Origin of the sequence: Enterobacter sp. Sphag1F (assembly GCF_014193275.1) — a bacterium.
GTDB lineage: Bacteria > Pseudomonadota > Gammaproteobacteria > Enterobacterales > Enterobacteriaceae > Pantoea > Pantoea symbiotica.
Genome location: NZ_JACHZD010000003.1, coordinates 86,525 through 101,342, shown reverse-complemented (window position 1 = coordinate 101,342; position 14,818 = coordinate 86,525). Strand labels below are relative to the sequence as shown.

Here is a 14,818-nt window from a genome sequence, read left to right as displayed (position 1 = left end):
TACGGTATCTGGCGTGCTGTGTGCATGCATGAGCTACCACGGCGTTCAGAATAGTGATAAGCGCGTCAGTTTGCACCTGCTTTTGCTTTTTGTGCTGAGAGATGACTGAAAAAGCAGCAGCATCCTCTGCGCGCCCGTCGCATTATTTCTGCCATGAAAAAACCGTGAACACGAATAGCTTTCGCTTATGGTTATGCCGCGTTGACTCCGCTAACTCAGTGTAAGGTTTGGTAAAAACACAATTATTTAACATTTGCTACAGGCCAACATTTTCCTACCTTATTCCGGTAAGTTAGTGCAGCGCCATTGCTATCGCCCCCGGAAGTGTGAAGCCCGCCATATAGACACAAGGTGAATACTTTGTTACTTTACCGGCACCATTTTTCAATTGGTATTACCAATTTACTCCGGACGTTTGGCTGATAAGAAGGGAAGATGGCCTACAGTAAAATTCGCCAACCCAAGCTCTCCGATGCGATTGAGCAGCAGCTGGAATCCCTCATTATGGAAGGGACGCTCCAGCCGGGTGAAAAACTGCTCCCTGAGCGTGAACTGGCGAAACAGTTTGATGTCTCACGTCCATCCCTGCGCGAAGCGATTCAGAGCCTGGAAGCTAAAGGCCTGCTGCTACGTCGTCAGGGTGGTGGCACCTTCGTCCAAAAAAATCTCTGGCAAAGCCTGAGCGACCCGCTGGTCGGTCTGCTTGCCGAACATCCAGAATCTCAGTTTGACCTGCTGGAAACCCGCCACGCGCTGGAAGGCGTTGCTGCCTATTACGCGGCACTGCGGGGAACCGATGAAGATCTGCAGCGCATCCGCGACTGCCATGTTCATATTCAGCAGGCACAGGACAGCGGCGATCTCGACGCCGAAGCCGATGCAGTGATGAAGTATCAGATCGCTGTCACAGAAGCAGCCCATAATGTGGTGCTGCTGCATCTGCTGCGTTCCATGGGCCCTATGCTGGAACAAAACGTCCGTCAGAATTTTGAATTGCTCTACGCTCGTCGGGAAATGCTGGCGAAAGTGAGCGGTCACCGCGCCAGTATCTACGAGGCGATTGTGGCGCGTGAGCCAGAACAAGCACGCGAGGCATCTCATCGTCACCTGGCGTTCATTGAGGAAATCTTGCTGGATAGAAGTCGGGAGCAGAGTCGTCGTGAACGCTCCCTGCGTCGTTTACAGCAACGTAAGGAATAACGCACGGCAACGAACGTGCGGAAAACACGACGGGCCTGTCTTCTTGTGCTGTGAACCAGAAGCAAAGCACAAGCAGACAGGCTCCTGATAATTTCAACGTATTAGACACAGATAAGGAATACACCCCATGTCAGAACGTTTACAGAATGACGTGGATCCGATCGAAACTCGTGATTGGCTACAAGCGATCGAATCGGTCATCCGTGAAGAAGGTGTTGAGCGCGCGCAGTATCTGATTGATCAGGTAATGAGTGCAGCACGCAAAGGTGGCGTGAAAGTTGCCGCAGGTTCCTCTGCAATCAGCAACTACATTAACTCTATTGCTGTTGAAGATGAGCCGGACTATCCGGGCAACACCTCTCTTGAACGTCGTATCCGTTCCGCAATTCGTTGGAACGCCATCATGTCGGTGCTGCGTGCGTCGAAGAAAGATCTGGAGCTGGGCGGCCATATGTCCTCCTTCCAATCTTCCGCGACCATTTATGAAGTGTGCTTTAACCACTTCTTCCGCGCACGTAGCGACAAAGACGGCGGCGATCTGGTCTTCTTCCAGGGTCACATTTCTCCAGGTATCTACGCGCGCGCCTTCCTTGAAGGTCGTCTGAGCGAAGATCAAATGAATAACTTCCGTCAGGAAGTGCAGGGCAAAGGTCTCTCTTCTTACCCGCACCCGAAACTGATGCCGGACTTCTGGCAGTTCCCAACCGTTTCGATGGGCCTGGGTCCATTGAACGCGATCTATCAGGCGAAATTCCTGAAGTATCTGGAACACCGTGGTCTGAAAGACACCTCAGCACAAACCGTTTATGCCTTCCTCGGCGATGGCGAGATGGATGAGCCGGAATCCAAAGGTGCGATCACCATCGCCACCCGTGAGAAGCTGGACAATCTGGTGTTCATCATCAACTGTAACCTGCAGCGTCTGGATGGCCCGGTCACCGGTAACGGTAAGATCATTAACGAGCTGGAAGGCATCTTTGCCGGTGCTGGCTGGAACGTGATCAAAGTGATTTGGGGCGGTCGTTGGGATGAACTGCTGCGTCAGGACACCAGCGGCAAGCTGATTCAGCTGATGAACGAAACCGTTGATGGCGATTACCAGACCTTCAAATCCCGTAACGGCGCGTACGTGCGTGAGCACTTCTTCGGTAAATATCCGGAAACCGCAGCTCTGGTGAAAGACTGGTCAGACGAAGAGATCTTCGCGCTGAACCGCGGCGGCCACGATCCGAAGAAAGTCTACGCAGCACTGAAAAAAGCGCAGGACACCAAAGGTCAGCCAACGCTGATTCTGGCACATACCATCAAAGGTTATGGTATGGGTGACACTGCCGAAGGTAAAAACATCGCGCACCAGGTTAAGAAGATGAACATGGATGGCGTTCGCTACATCCGCGATCGCTTCAATGTGCCGGTTGCCGACGACAAAATCGAAGAGCTGCCATACGTCACCTTCGAGAAAGGTTCTGAAGAGTACAACTATCTGCACGGTCAGCGTGAGAAGTTGGGCGGCTACCTGCCAACGCGTCAGGCGGAGTTTAGCGAGAAGCTGGAAATGCCTACGCTGGAAGAGTTCCGTCCGTTGCTGGAAGAGCAGAACAAAGAGATCTCTACCACCATCGCCTTCGTGCGTGCCCTGAACGTGATGCTGAAGAACAAGTCGATCAAAGATCGTCTGGTTCCGATCCTCGCGGACGAAGCGCGTACCTTCGGTATGGAAGGTCTGTTCCGTCAGATTGGTATCTACAGCCCGAACGGTCAGCAGTATACCCCGCAGGACCGCGAGCAGGTTGCATACTATAAAGAAGACGAGAAAGGCCAGATTCTGCAGGAAGGGATCAACGAGCTGGGCGCAGGTTCATCCTGGCTGGCTGCGGCGACCTCTTACAGCACCAACAACCTGCCGATGATTCCGTTCTACATCTATTACTCGATGTTCGGCTTCCAGCGCATCGGCGATCTGATGTGGCTGGCCGGCGATATGCAGGCACGCGGCTTCCTGGTTGGCGGTACTTCAGGTCGTACTACCCTGAACGGTGAAGGTCTGCAGCACGAAGATGGTCACAGCCACATTCAGTCACTGACTATCCCGAACTGTATCTCTTACGATCCGTCTTACGCTTACGAAATTGCGGTCATCATGCAAGATGGTCTGGTGCGTATGTACGGCGAAGCGCAGGAAAACATCTACTACTACATCACCACGCTGAACGAAAACTACCACATGCCTGCGATGCCGCAGGGTGCGGAAGAGGGTATCCGTAAGGGTATCTATAAGCTGGAAACCGTAGACGGTAGCAAAGGCAAAGTGCAGCTGCTGGGTTCAGGTTCAATTCTGCGTCACGTGCGTGAAGCCGCGCAGATCCTGGCGAAAGATTACGGCATCGGTTCTGACGTCTACAGCGTGACCTCGTTCACCGAGCTGGCGCGTGATGGTCAGGATTGCGAGCGCTGGAACATGCTGCATCCAACAGAAACCCCGCGCGTTCCGTACATTGCTCAGGTGATGAACGAAGCTCCGGCCGTCGCTTCAACCGACTACATGAAGCTGTTCGCAGAACAGGTTCGCAGCTACGTACCTTCTAGCGATTATCGCGTGTTGGGTACCGATGGCTTCGGTCGTTCCGACAGCCGTGAAAACCTGCGTCACCACTTCGAAGTGGATGCATCGTATGTGGTTGTGGCTGCGCTGGGTGAGCTGGCTAAACGCGGCGAAATCGATAAGAAAGTGGTGGCAGAAGCAATCACCAAGTTCAATATCGACGCCGATAAAGTTAACCCGCGTCTGGCTTAAGAGGTAAGAGAGTAATGGCTATCGAAATTAACGTACCGGACATCGGGGCAGACGAAGTTGAAGTCACCGAAATCCTGGTCAAGGTGGGCGACAAAGTTGAAGCTGAACAGTCGCTGATCACCGTGGAAGGCGATAAAGCCTCCATGGAAGTGCCTTCGCCGCAGGCGGGCGTGGTTAAAGAGATCAAAATCTCTACCGGCGACAAAGTAGAAACCGGCAAACTGATCATGATCTTTGAAGCTGAAGGTGCCGCAGAAGCGGCGCCAGCGCCAGCCGAAGAGAAGAAAGCGGAAGCCGCTCCTGCTCCAGCAGCCGCTGCTGCGGTCAGCAAAGAAGTCAACGTACCGGACATCGGCGGCGACGAAGTTGAAGTCACTGAGATCCTGGTCAAAGTTGGCGACAAAGTTGCCGCTGAGCAGTCGCTGATCACCGTTGAAGGCGACAAAGCCTCAATGGAAGTTCCGGCACCGTTCGCGGGCGTGGTGAAAGAGATCAAAATCGCCACCGGCGATAAAGTGAACACCGGTTCACTGATCATGGTGTTCGAAGCAGAAGGCGCAGCGCCAGCCGCTGCCGCTCCAGCAGCCAAACAGGAAGCCGCACCAGCTGCAGCGCCTGCGGCTTCTGGCGCGAAAGACGTCAACGTGCCGGACATTGGTGGCGACGAAGTTGAAGTTACCGAGATCCTGGTGAAAGTGGGCGACAAAGTCGCTGCTGAGCAATCCCTGATCGTGGTTGAAGGCGACAAAGCCTCAATGGAAGTGCCTGCACCGTTCGCCGGTACCGTGAAAGAGTTGAAAGTGGCGACTGGCGATAAAGTCAGCACCGGTAAACTGATCATGGTGTTCGAAGTGGAAGGCGCTGCACCGGCTGCGGCACCTGCAGCTAAGCAGGAAGCGGCTCCGGCGGCAGAAGCAGCGAAACCTGCAGCGGCCCCAGCAGCAGCGAAAGCAGATGCGAAAAGCGAGTTTGCTGAGAACGACGCTTATGTACACGCTACGCCGGTGATTCGTCGTCTGGCGCGCGAGTTCGGTGTGAATCTGGCGAAAGTCAAAGGCACCGGCCGTAAAGGTCGCATCCTGAAAGAAGACGTGCAGACTTACGTTAAAGATGCGGTGAAACGCGCTGAAGCGGCTCCGGCTGCAGCAGCCAGCGGCGGAAGCCTGCCAGGTCTGTTGCCTTGGCCGAAAGTGGACTTCAGCAAGTTCGGCGAAATCGAAGAAGTGGAACTGGGCCGTATCCAGAAAATCTCGGGTGCCAACCTGAGCCGTAACTGGGTGGTTATCCCGCACGTTACGCACTTCGACAAAACCGATATCACCGACCTGGAAGCGTTCCGCAAACAGCAGAATGCCGAAGCTGAGAAACGCAAACTGGATGTGAAATTCACGCCAGTGGTGTTCATCATGAAAGCCGTTGCTGCTGCGCTTGAGCAGATGCCACGCTTCAACAGTTCACTGTCTGAAGATGCACAGAAATTGACGCTGAAGAAATACATCAATATCGGTGTGGCGGTCGATACGCCAAACGGTCTGGTGGTTCCAGTGTTCAAAGATGTGAACAAGAAAGGCATCACTGAACTGTCTCGCGAGCTGATGGCGATTTCCAAGAAAGCGCGTGATGGCAAGCTGACCGCTGGCGATATGCAGGGCGGTTGCTTCACCATCTCCAGCCTTGGCGGCCTGGGCACCACGCACTTCGCGCCAATCGTCAACGCGCCTGAAGTGGCTATCCTCGGTGTTTCCAAGTCAGCGATGGAGCCGGTGTGGAACGGTAAAGAGTTTGAGCCGCGTCTGATGATGCCGATCTCACTCTCCTTCGACCACCGCGTGATCGACGGTGCTGATGGTGCGCGCTTTATCACCATCATCAACAACACACTGTCCGACATTCGCCGTCTGGTGATGTGAAGTTAATCAAGGCCGGCGAAAGCCGGCCTTGTTGTAAGCATTCAATGTTGCCGCGGTTGGCAGTTTGTTAACAATTCTGTAAACTCTCGCGGTGAAATGTCCCGGCGGATATAGGGCATTAGAGCTTGGGAAAAGCTTTCTCCTGACTGCCGGTAATCAAACAAGAGGTCATGATGAGTACAGAGATTAAAACTCAAGTCGTGGTACTTGGGGCAGGTCCTGCAGGTTACTCTGCAGCCTTCCGTTGCGCTGATTTAGGTCTGGAAACCGTAATCGTTGAGCGTTACAGCACCCTCGGCGGTGTTTGTCTGAACGTAGGCTGTATCCCGTCAAAAGCGCTGCTGCACGTCGCCAAAGTGATCGACGAAGCAAAAGCCCTGGAAGAGCACGGTATCGTGTTTGGCCAGCCGCAAACTGACATCGACAAAATTCGTTCGTGGAAAGAGAAGGTTATTAACCAGCTCACTGGCGGCCTCGCGGGTATGGCGAAAGGTCGTAAAGTGAAAGTGGTCACTGGCCTCGGCAAATTCACCGGTGCTAACACGCTGGTGGTTGAAGGTGAAGGTGGCGCAACCACCATTAACTTCGATAACGCGATCATCGCGGCCGGTTCTCGTCCAATTGAACTGCCATTCATTCCGCACAACGATCCCCGCGTGTGGGACTCTACCGATGCGCTGGAACTGAAAGAAGTGCCGAAGCGTCTGCTGGTAATGGGCGGCGGTATTATCGGTCTGGAAATGGCCACCGTTTATAAAGCGTTGGGTTCAGAGATTGACGTGGTTGAGATGTTCGACCAGGTGATCCCGGCTGCCGATAAAGACGTGGTGAAAGTCTTCACCAAGCGTATCAGCAAGAAATTCAACCTGATGCTGGAAACCAAAGTCACCGCTGTTGAAGCGAAAGACGACGGTATCTACGTCTCAATGGAAGGCAAAAAAGCACCAGCCGATGCACAGCGTTACGACGCGGTGCTGGTGGCGATTGGTCGCGTGCCGAACGGTAAAGGCCTTGATGCCGGTAAAGCTGGCGTGGAAGTGGACGATCGCGGCTTTATCCGCGTCGACAAGCAGATGCGCACCAACGTACCGCACATCTATGCTATCGGCGACATCGTGGGTCAGCCAATGCTGGCGCACAAAGGTGTGCACGAAGGCCACGTAGCGGCGGAAGTGATCTCGGGCCTGAAGCACTACTTCGACCCGAAAGTGATCCCATCCATTGCTTACACCGAGCCAGAAGTTGCCTGGGTTGGTCTGACCGAGAAAGAAGCCAAAGAGAAAGGCATCAGCTACGAAGTGTCCACCTTCCCGTGGGCGGCTTCAGGCCGTGCTATCGCTTCTGATTGTGCAGACGGTATGACCAAACTGATCTTCGACAAAGAAACTCACCGTGTTATCGGTGGTGCGATTGTCGGTACCAACGGCGGCGAGCTGCTGGGTGAAATCGGTCTGGCGATTGAAATGGGCTGTGATGCCGAAGATATCGCTCTGACCATTCACGCGCACCCAACGCTGCATGAGTCTGTCGGCCTGGCTGCCGAAGTGTTCGAAGGTAGCATCACTGACCTGCCGAACCCAAAAGCGAAAAAGAAATAAGTTTGCGCTTTGAATAAATTAACGGCTCCTTTATGGAGCCGTTTTTTATTACGGCTTCTATTTAAATAAACAAGTAAAAAAGGCGCGTGAGCTACTTTGTGAGTCATGCCGGAATAGCGGGAGCGAACTCCCGCTAGTGAAGTTTTACTGTTGTGCTTCGTAAGCCATAACAGCCGATAATTCAGCAGTGAATATCCGTAATCGTAATTCACAGAGTGAGCTGCGATTAACCAGACACAATCCTAATAGAATGAGCCCGCTGATAATCAGCTTGCTGAATATTGACTTCATAGTCACGTTCCTCTTGATTTAGCACGAGCAAGCGACTACCCTGACATTTCTGACGTGTAGGGTAGTTCGCTTGCCCGTGCGGTTAATGAAAGTTAACTGCACGGTTTTACGCTCCACAACCCACCTCAATCTTTTCAGCTTGAAGCAAGTTGCCTCAAGCGTCCGCAGGCAGTCTACGCCAAACTTCTTTTATTTCATCTTAATTTTTAAATTATTTATAATTAATGGATTTATATATTATCTAACCATTTAAATAGGACGCGTAATGGATGTTTTTAATTAAAGGTTGATTTCTTTAAGCCAATCAATAAAATGTCTCAATGGCGCAGAAAGATATTTACGACTCGGATAATAGAGCCAGAATCCTTCTTCTACCTGAGTGAAGTTCGCCAGTATTTCCACTAACTCACCGCGAATTAAATCTTCCCGTACCGTACCTTCATGCAGAAAGGCAATGCCTACGCCCGCGCGCGCTGCCTGTAATATCCGCTCATTGTTATCCAGCACCAGCGATCCTTTTACCGCCACTTCCTGCTTGCGGCCATCCTGCCAGAATTCCCAGCGATAACGTCGGCCACTGGGAAAGCGTCGCTCAATGCAGGGAAACTGCAGCAGCTCAGCCGGTTGCTGTGGCGCGCCATGCTGCGCAATAAACGCCGGGCTCGCCACCGCCAGCGCCCGCATCGCTGCGCCAAACGGCACCGCCACCATATCCTGCGCCAGCACGTCGCCATAGCGCACGCCGGCATCAAATCCGGCCTCTACGATATCCAGCAGAGAATCGTTGCTGTCGATCTCCAGCGTAATCTCGGGATAGCGCAGTAAGAACGGCAAAATAAGCGTATCGAAGAACAGCGCTTCCGCCGATCGCGGCATGCTAATGCGCAATACGCCGCGTGGATCGCTGCGCCAGTCGTTGAGCTCATCCACCGCTTGCGACAGATCGGCAAGCGCAGGCTGAATGCGCTGTAAAAAGCGTTCACCGGCTTCGGTGAGCGCCACTTTGCGCGTGGTGCGATTGAGCAGCCGCACACCCAAACGCGCTTCAAAATGGCGCATCGCGTGGCTTAGGCTGGAGGGCGTGACATTGCGCTCCTCCGCTGCTTTACGAAAGCTCAGGTGCTGCGCGATGGCAGCAAACATCTCCAGTTCCTGCATAGACGCACGGTATTTATTCATTGCTGAGTTTTACTCACTAAATCGGCAAAAATGCCTCAATTGTTGCTGCGATTGCTGAGGTTTATAACATTAACACCAACAGCGAAGAGGATTAAACAATGCAACAACGTCAATTAGGCAATCAGGGATTACAGGTTTCGGCGCTGGGATTAGGCTGCATGGGCATGAGCTTCGCCTATGGGCAGAACGATGAAAAACAGGCGCTGAACACGCTGGCGCGGGCGTTTGAGCTGGGCGTGAATTTCCTCGATACCGCAGAAGTATATGGTCCATTCACCAACGAGAGCTTGTTGGCAAAAGCAATTAAAGGGCGCAGCGATATCAAAGTCGCCACCAAGTTTGGTTTTCGCATTACCGATCAGGGAGAAGGCTGGGAACGAATTACTGGGGTGAATAGCGATCCGGCGCATATTCGACGTGCGGTCGAAGGATCTTTGCAACGTCTCGGAGTGGAAACCATCGAACTGCTCTACCAGCATCGTCTCGATCCGGCGGTGTCGATTGAAGAAGTGGTGGGCGTGATGGCCGATCTGGTGCGGGAAGGGAAGGTGAAGTATCTCGGTTTGTCTGAGGTTTCATCCGCCACCTTGCGCCGTGCGCATGCGGTGCATCCGATTTCGGCGCTGCAAAGCGAATATTCGCTGTGGTCACGCGATCCGGAGCAAGATGTCCTCGCTACCTGCCGTGAACTGAACGTCGGCTTTGTTCCGTATAGCCCGCTGGGTCGCGGCTTCCTCACCGGGAAATTCCCGGCCTCCTCAACCTTAGCGGAAGATGATTTCCGTCGTTCACTGCCGCGTTTTCAGCAGGATGCGCAGGCGCATAACCAAAAGTTAGTGAATCAGCTCACTGAGATGGCTGCAGGTTATGACGCAACCGCCGCTCAGCTGGCGTTGGCGTGGGTACTGGCCAAAGGTGAGTTTATTGTGCCGATTCCCGGTGCCAGCAAAATCGCCCATCTGGAACAGAACTGCGCCGCCGCCGATTTAGCATTACGTCATGCGGATGTCGCCACGCTGGATGAGTTGTTTAGCGAGAAAAACATTCTGGGTGAACGCTATAACGACAGCGAGTTTGTGCTGGTCGATCGTTAAAACCCTCCTCCGAAATGAGAGCAAGCAGGCTTTCAAAGCCTGCTTTTTTATGTGATCCCGCTCAATTTGCAGATGAAGCTGCTAAAAAACGCACGGATGTTGCTTTTTTGTAAACAGATTAACAATCAGGCGAAATGCTGCTATGCTGCCCCACGCGGAACCGGGCACCTCACCCTACTGTTCGACAGCATCAAGGGGTGCACCGGAAAGCTATACAATGAGAGCGAGGAGAACGTCGTGCTAGAAGAATACCGTAAGCACGTTGCCGAGCGTGCTGCCCAGGGAATCGTACCTAAGCCGTTAGATGCTTCCCAGATGGCCGCGCTGGTTGAACTGCTAAAAAACCCGCCAGCGGGTGAAGAAGAATTCCTTACCGACCTGTTGGTCAATCGTGTTCCACCAGGTGTTGATGAAGCGGCGTATGTTAAAGCCGGTTTCCTGGCAGCTGTCACTAAGGGCGAAGCCCACTCTCCTCTGGTTACTCGCGAAAAAGCCGTTGAGCTGCTGGGCACCATGCAGGGCGGTTATAACATCCATGCGCTGATTGAAGCGTTAGAAGATGAAGCCTTAGCCCCCATCGCTGCCGAAGCCCTGTCTCACACGCTGCTGATGTTCGATAATTTCTACGATGTCGAAGAGAAAGCCAAAGCGGGTAACCCACACGCGAAAAAAATTATCCAGTCCTGGGCCGATGCCGAATGGTTCCTGAAGCGTCCAAAACTGGCTGAAAAAATCACCACCACCGTGTTCAAAGTGACCGGCGAAACCAACACCGACGACCTCTCTCCGGCGCCGGATGCATGGTCACGTCCGGATATTCCACTGCACGCGCTGGCAATGCTGAAAAACGCCCGTGAAGGCATCGAACCCGACGATGCTGGTAACATTGGCCCGATCAAACAGATCGAAGCACTGCAGACCAAAGGCTTCCCGCTGACCTATGTTGGCGACGTGGTCGGTACCGGTTCTTCGCGTAAATCCGCCACCAACTCGGTGCTGTGGTTTATGGGCGACGATATCCCTTACGTGCCGAACAAAAAGGGCGGCGGTCTGTGCCTCGGCGGTAAAATCGCTCCAATCTTCTTCAACACCATGGAAGATGCGGGTGCCTTGCCAATCGAGCTTGACGTTGATCGTCTGAACATGGGCGATGTCATCGACGTTTACCCATACAAAGGCGAAGTGCGCAATCACGAAACTGATGAAGTGCTGGCGACCTTCGAGCTGAAGACCGACGTGCTGCTGGACGAAGTCCGTGCTGGCGGTCGTATTCCGCTGATCATCGGTCGTGGCCTGACCACCAAAGCGCGCGAGTCATTGGGTCTGCCGCACAGTGATGTGTTCGTGCAAGCCAAAGATGTTGCCGCCAGCACCCGTGGTTACTCACTGGCGCAGAAAATGGTTGGCCGCGCGTGTGGCGTAGATGGTGTTCGTCCAGGCGCGTACTGCGAACCAAAAATGACTTCAGTCGGTTCTCAGGACACCACCGGTCCAATGACCCGTGATGAACTGAAAGACCTGGCGTGCCTCGGCTTCTCCGCGGATCTGGTAATGCAGTCATTCTGTCACACCGCTGCCTATCCGAAGCCGGTTGACGTGACCACGCACCATACGCTGCCAGACTTCATCATGAACCGTGGCGGCGTGTCGCTGCGTCCGGGCGATGGCGTTATCCACAGCTGGCTGAACCGTATGCTGCTGCCAGATACCGTTGGTACCGGCGGTGACTCGCATACCCGTTTCCCAATCGGTATTTCATTCCCGGCAGGTTCTGGTCTGGTAGCGTTTGCGGCTGCGACCGGCGTAATGCCGCTGGATATGCCGGAATCGGTGCTGGTGCGCTTTAAAGGCGAAATGCAGCCGGGCATCACCCTGCGCGATCTGGTACACGCTATTCCGCTGTACGCGATCAAAGCGGGTCTGCTGACCGTTGAGAAGAAAGGTAAGAAAAACATCTTCTCTGGCCGCGTGCTGGAAATTGAAGGTCTGCCGAAACTGAAAGTTGAGCAGGCATTTGAGCTGACCGATGCCTCGGCTGAGCGTTCTGCAGCTGGCTGTACCATCAAGCTGGATAAAGAGCCGATCATTGAGTACCTGAACTCGAACATCGTGCTGCTGAAGTGGATGATCTCGGAAGGCTACGGCGATCGTCGTACGCTGGAGCGCCGCATTGAAGGCATGCAGAAATGGCTGGCCGATCCGCAACTGCTGGAAGGTGATGCGGATGCGGAATACGCGGCGGTGATCGACATTGATCTGGCCGAGATTAAAGAGCCAATTCTGTGCGCACCTAACGATCCAGACGACGCGCGTTGGTTGTCTGACGTGCAGGGCGAGAAGATCGACGAAGTGTTTATCGGTTCGTGCATGACCAACATTGGTCACTTCCGCGCGGCTGGTAAACTGCTGGATGCCCATAAAGGCCAGCTGCCAACCCGCTTGTGGGTTGCGCCGCCAACCAAAATGGACGCCGCCCAGCTGACTGAAGAGGGCTACTACAGCGTCTTCGGTAAGAGCGGTGCGCGTATCGAGATTCCGGGCTGTTCACTGTGCATGGGTAACCAGGCGCGTGTGGCGGACGGCGCGACGGTGGTTTCCACCTCAACCCGTAACTTCCCGAACCGTCTGGGTACCGGCGCGAACGTCTTCCTGGCGTCGGCTGAACTGGCGGCGGTCGCTTCGCTGCTTGGCAAGCTGCCAACGCCGGACGAGTATCAGCAGTTCATGCTGCAGGTTGATAAGACCGCGGCTGACACTTATCGCTATCTCAACTTTGATCAGCTGGGACAATACACTGAAAAAGCGGATAGCGTGATCTTCCAGACTGCCGTTTAATCGGCTATCGGGATGAACAAGGGGACGATGAAAATCGTCCCTTTTTTTATGCCCTTTTTTCCTCTGACATCTCCAGGCATAATGCGAGCGCGATCCCACTTTATTCAGCGTGCTGCGCACAAAATGCACTAACACGGTGCCGCACGGCGCGTCATCAGTATGAGGCAAACCCATGGAGTACGAATTTCTGCGTGATTTGACCGGTCAGGTCAAAGTGCGTATGTCGATGGACCACGAAGCGGTGGGGCACTGGTTCAACGAAGAGGTTAAAGACAATCTGCCGTTGCTGGATGAGGTTGAGGCCGCCGCCCAGCAGGTGAAAGGCACCATTAATCAGTGGCAGCGGGTCGGACATGAATACACGCTGTGGCTGGATGAAGAAGAGGTGATGATTCGCGCCAACCAGCTGGCGCTGGAAGATGACGGCATGGAAGAGGGCATGACCTATTACGACGAAGAGAGCCTCTCTTTCTGCGGCGTCGAAGATTTTCTCGCGGTGATTGCCGCTTATCGGCTGTTTATCGCCGGTAAATAACGTTGGGTCGCCATTCATGGCGACCCAACCGATTACCGCGCCGCGCCGCTTGCAACGGAATGTGAATGTGAAACCTGTTCCTCATCGACGATAGGTTCAACTTTCCCCATCAGGAACAGATAGTTAAGGATGCCAATCACCACCAACACCGCCGAGAACACCAGCGCCCAGGTAAAGTGACCGGTTGCGCCAACAATCGCGCCGGTAATGATCGGTCCCACCGCACCGCCCATATTTGAAACGGTATTCTGCAGGCCCGCCACAATCGACACGCTGTTTTGCGGCGCAACATCGCCCGGCAATGCCCACACTTATGATGCCGCCACGGTGGTGCCGGATTTGGCGATACACAGCAGCAGGACGGTCATAAACACCGAATCGGTGAACGGAGCAAAGCCGATGCACAGCGCCATCAGCAGGCCGATGGTGAGGAACAGTTTGCGTGTGGCGGTCAGCGACAGCACTTTGTTATGCACCATGCGATCCGATGCCCAACCCGCCAGCACTTCAATCACCATGCCGCAGATCAGCGGCAGCGCGGCCACCATCCCCATTTTGAGGAAATCCATGCCTTTATCTTTCACCAGATAGGTCGGTAGCCAGGTGATAAAGAAATAGGAGGTGTAATTGATGGTGAAGAAGCCAATGCACATCGCCCAGATATTGCGGTAGCGCAGCAGTTTGTACCACTTCATCGGACGCACGCTTTTATCGCCGTGCTTCTGCGCCTGGCCGTCACGGATGAAGCGCACTTCTTCTTTGCTGATCGACTTATGATCTTCCGGGTTCTCGGCGTAGATAAAGTACCAGGCAATCACCCAGAACAAGCCGAGCGCACCAATGGCGAGGAAGGTCAGACGCCAGTCGAACAGGGCAATCATAAAGACAATCAGCGGCATGGCCACCGCACCACCAAACTTGGAGGCGCTGTCGAACAGGCCAGAAACCGTGGCGCGTTCGCGGTCCGGGAACCAGCGCGCGGTAATGCCCGCGTTGCTGGGATAGGCGGCGGCTTCACCGACGCCGAGGGCTAAACGCAGCGCCAGCAGCGATTTAAAGCCGGTTGCGAGGCCCATTGCCATGGTCGCGATTGACCACCAGCCGACGGCGATGCCAAGGCCTTTTTTCTGACCGAAGCGATCGGCGAACCAGCCCGCCGGGATCTGCAATAGCGCATACGACCAGAAGAACGCCGCCATGATGAAGCCCATCATTTCAGGATTGATATCGAGCTCTTTGATCAGATGCGGTGCCGCTGCCGAGAGCACGGTGCGGTCAATGTAGTTAATGGCGATGGCCAGCCACATCAGGCCAGCAATCCACCAACGGATACGACTCGAGCGCGCAGAGTTAGTCATAATAATTATCCACTCGAAAAAGGG

General features: G+C 54.1%; 9 protein-coding genes and 1 pseudogene. 7 read left to right on the top strand and 3 right to left on the bottom strand.

All coding sequences use genetic code 11. From position 1 onward, the window contains the following. Window positions 1-435: 435 nt before the first annotated feature. From pdhR to lpdA, 4 genes are all read left to right on the top strand, one after another. Window positions 436-1,200, top strand: a complete 765-nt coding sequence (gene pdhR, locus FHW71_RS11280; RefSeq protein ID WP_008108566.1) for a pyruvate dehydrogenase complex transcriptional repressor PdhR — start codon at window positions 436-438, stop codon at window positions 1,198-1,200. Between the two features lie 127 nt (window positions 1,201-1,327). Beyond that, window positions 1,328-3,994, top strand: a complete 2,667-nt coding sequence (gene aceE / locus FHW71_RS11275) for a pyruvate dehydrogenase (acetyl-transferring), homodimeric type (protein ID WP_008108564.1) — start codon at window positions 1,328-1,330, stop codon at window positions 3,992-3,994. Between the two features lie 14 nt (window positions 3,995-4,008). Then, window positions 4,009-5,904 carry a pyruvate dehydrogenase complex dihydrolipoyllysine-residue acetyltransferase gene (aceF, locus tag FHW71_RS11270; protein WP_179451979.1) on the top strand — a complete coding sequence of 632 codons (1,896 nt, stop codon included), beginning with the start codon at window positions 4,009-4,011 and terminating at the stop codon, window positions 5,902-5,904. Window positions 5,905-6,077: 173 nt separating this feature from the next. Then, window positions 6,078-7,502: a dihydrolipoyl dehydrogenase gene (gene lpdA / locus FHW71_RS11265; protein ID WP_008108560.1), complete on the top strand. Its 1,425-nt coding sequence runs from the start codon at window positions 6,078-6,080 to the stop codon at window positions 7,500-7,502. 144 nt (window positions 7,503-7,646) lie between these two features. Here lpdA and FHW71_RS24125 read toward each other — a convergent pair whose 3' ends face one another. Beyond that, window positions 7,647-7,793, bottom strand: coding sequence for a Hok/Gef family protein (locus FHW71_RS24125; protein ID WP_137385164.1), 147 nt, complete (start codon window positions 7,791-7,793; stop codon window positions 7,647-7,649). 279 nt (window positions 7,794-8,072) lie between these two features. Then, entirely contained in the window at window positions 8,073-8,972 is a 900-nt protein-coding gene (locus FHW71_RS11255; protein WP_008108558.1) for a LysR family transcriptional regulator, read from the bottom strand. Window positions 8,973-9,070: 98 nt separating this feature from the next. Between FHW71_RS11255 and FHW71_RS11250 the strand changes: the two genes are divergently transcribed. From FHW71_RS11250 to yacL, 3 genes are all read left to right on the top strand, one after another. Next, window positions 9,071-10,066, top strand: a complete 996-nt coding sequence (locus tag FHW71_RS11250; protein ID WP_179451980.1) for an aldo/keto reductase — start codon at window positions 9,071-9,073, stop codon at window positions 10,064-10,066. Between the two features lie 237 nt (window positions 10,067-10,303). Beyond that, complete coding sequence (gene acnB / locus FHW71_RS11245) at window positions 10,304-12,901, top strand: bifunctional aconitate hydratase 2/2-methylisocitrate dehydratase (protein ID WP_085982361.1); 2,598 nt, start codon at window positions 10,304-10,306, stop codon at window positions 12,899-12,901. A 172-nt stretch (window positions 12,902-13,073) separates the two neighbouring features. After that, the gene (gene yacL / locus FHW71_RS11240; protein WP_008108552.1) at window positions 13,074-13,436 is read left to right on the top strand and encodes a protein YacL; all 363 of its coding nucleotides are present in this window, start codon (window positions 13,074-13,076) and stop codon (window positions 13,434-13,436) included. Between the two features lie 32 nt (window positions 13,437-13,468). Here the strand turns inward: yacL and FHW71_RS11235 are convergent. Next, a pseudogene (locus tag FHW71_RS11235) lies at window positions 13,469-14,794 on the bottom strand (MFS transporter). Between the last annotated feature and the right edge of the window lie 24 nt (window positions 14,795-14,818).

What these genes read in the sequence shown, in the direction of transcription:
- pdhR (WP_008108566.1), top strand. Translation starts at nt 436, where the DNA reads ATGGCCTACAGTAAAATTCGCCAACCCAAGCTCTCCGATGCGATTGAG.
- aceE (WP_008108564.1), top strand. Translation starts at nt 1,328, where the DNA reads ATGTCAGAACGTTTACAGAATGACGTGGATCCGATCGAAACTCGTGAT.
- aceF (WP_179451979.1), top strand. Translation starts at nt 4,009, where the DNA reads ATGGCTATCGAAATTAACGTACCGGACATCGGGGCAGACGAAGTTGAA.
- lpdA (WP_008108560.1), top strand. Translation starts at nt 6,078, where the DNA reads ATGAGTACAGAGATTAAAACTCAAGTCGTGGTACTTGGGGCAGGTCCT.
- FHW71_RS24125 (WP_137385164.1), bottom strand. Translation starts at nt 7,793, where the DNA reads ATGAAGTCAATATTCAGCAAGCTGATTATCAGCGGGCTCATTCTATTA.
- FHW71_RS11255 (WP_008108558.1), bottom strand. Translation starts at nt 8,972, where the DNA reads ATGAATAAATACCGTGCGTCTATGCAGGAACTGGAGATGTTTGCTGCC.
- FHW71_RS11250 (WP_179451980.1), top strand. Translation starts at nt 9,071, where the DNA reads ATGCAACAACGTCAATTAGGCAATCAGGGATTACAGGTTTCGGCGCTG.
- yacL (WP_008108552.1), top strand. Translation starts at nt 13,074, where the DNA reads ATGGAGTACGAATTTCTGCGTGATTTGACCGGTCAGGTCAAAGTGCGT.